This window comes from Streptomyces antioxidans (genome assembly GCF_000968685.2).
Classification (GTDB): domain Bacteria; phylum Actinomycetota; class Actinomycetes; order Streptomycetales; family Streptomycetaceae; genus Streptomyces; species Streptomyces antioxidans.
Map to the genome: position 1 here is coordinate 1 of NZ_LAKD02000092.1, position 1,200 is coordinate 1,200.

A 1,200-nucleotide genomic window follows, 5' to 3' on the forward strand; every position below is an offset into this window, starting at 1 on the left:
TGTCAGAGCCCAGCAGCTCACCACGCAGATGGTCAGCCAACGCGGAGGCATTCGGGTAGTCGTAGATGAGGGTGGCGGCCAGGCGCAGGTCCGTCGCCGCGTTCAGCCGGTTGCGGAGTTCGACGGCGGCCAGCGAGTCAAAGCCCAGCTCCTTGAAGGCGCGCCCGGCCTCCACCGCCTCCGCCCCGCCGTGCCCCAGCACCGACGCGACCTGCGTACGCACCAACTCCAGTAGCGCGCGGTCCTGTTCGGCCTTCGGAAGGCCGCTCAGGCGCTCGCCGAGGGGAGAGGCGGAGTCGGCGTCGGTGACGACCTTGACGGTGTCGGTCCCGGTGCCGGTCGGCGCGCCCAGCCCCGCCTCCGCCGCCAGCTCGGCGATCAGCGGGCTGGGCCGTACGGCGGTGAGGGTGCGGGTGAAGTTCTCCCAGTCGATGTCCGCGACCGTCACGGCGGTGTCATCGAGGTCCAGCGCCTGCCGCAGCGCGGCGACGGCCGACTCGGGCGCCATCGGCGGCATGCCCTCGCGGCGCATCCGCCGCTCCATGGCGTCGTCACCGGCCATCCCGGAGTCCGCCCACGGGCCCCAGGCGATCGAGGTGGCGGGCAGGCCCTCGGCACGCCGCCGCTCGGCCAGCGCGTCCACGTAGGCGTTGGCCGCCGCGTAGTTGGCCTGTCCCGCAGCGCCCACCGACCCGGCGAGCGAGGAGAAGAGGACGAACGCCGAGAGGTCCAGGTCGCGCGTCAGCTCGTCCAGATGCCGCGCGGCATCGGCCTTCGCCCGGAGCACGGAGACGAACCGCTCGGGCGTGAGCGCGTCCAGTACGCCGTCGTCCAGCACACCGGCCGCGTGGACGACGGCGGTCAGCGGCAGCTCCGCAGGGAGCCCGGCCAGCAGCTCGGCGAGCGCGTCCCGGTCCGCCACATCACACGCGGCCACCGTCACCCGGGCACCCGAGGCGGCCAGCTCATCGCGCAGCTCCACCGCACCCGGAGCGTCCAGCCCACGACGGCTGGTGAGCACCACATGCTCGGCGCCGTTCGCCACCAGCCAACGCGCCACATGCGCACCCAACGCACCCGTACCACCCGTCACCAGCACCGAACCCGAGGCCCGCCAGCCCTCATCACCCGACGTCCGGGAACCGACCGCCCGCACCAACCGGCGCCCGAAGACACCCGAGGCGCGCAGCGCGACCTGAT

The 1,200-nt window shown here is 73.6% G+C and carries 1 protein-coding gene; it reads right to left on the bottom strand.

The annotated features are described in order from the left end of the window. A partial coding sequence (locus tag VT50_RS28770) for a beta-ketoacyl reductase (protein ID WP_143645288.1) occupies positions 1-1,200 on the bottom strand: 1,200 nt, incomplete at both ends.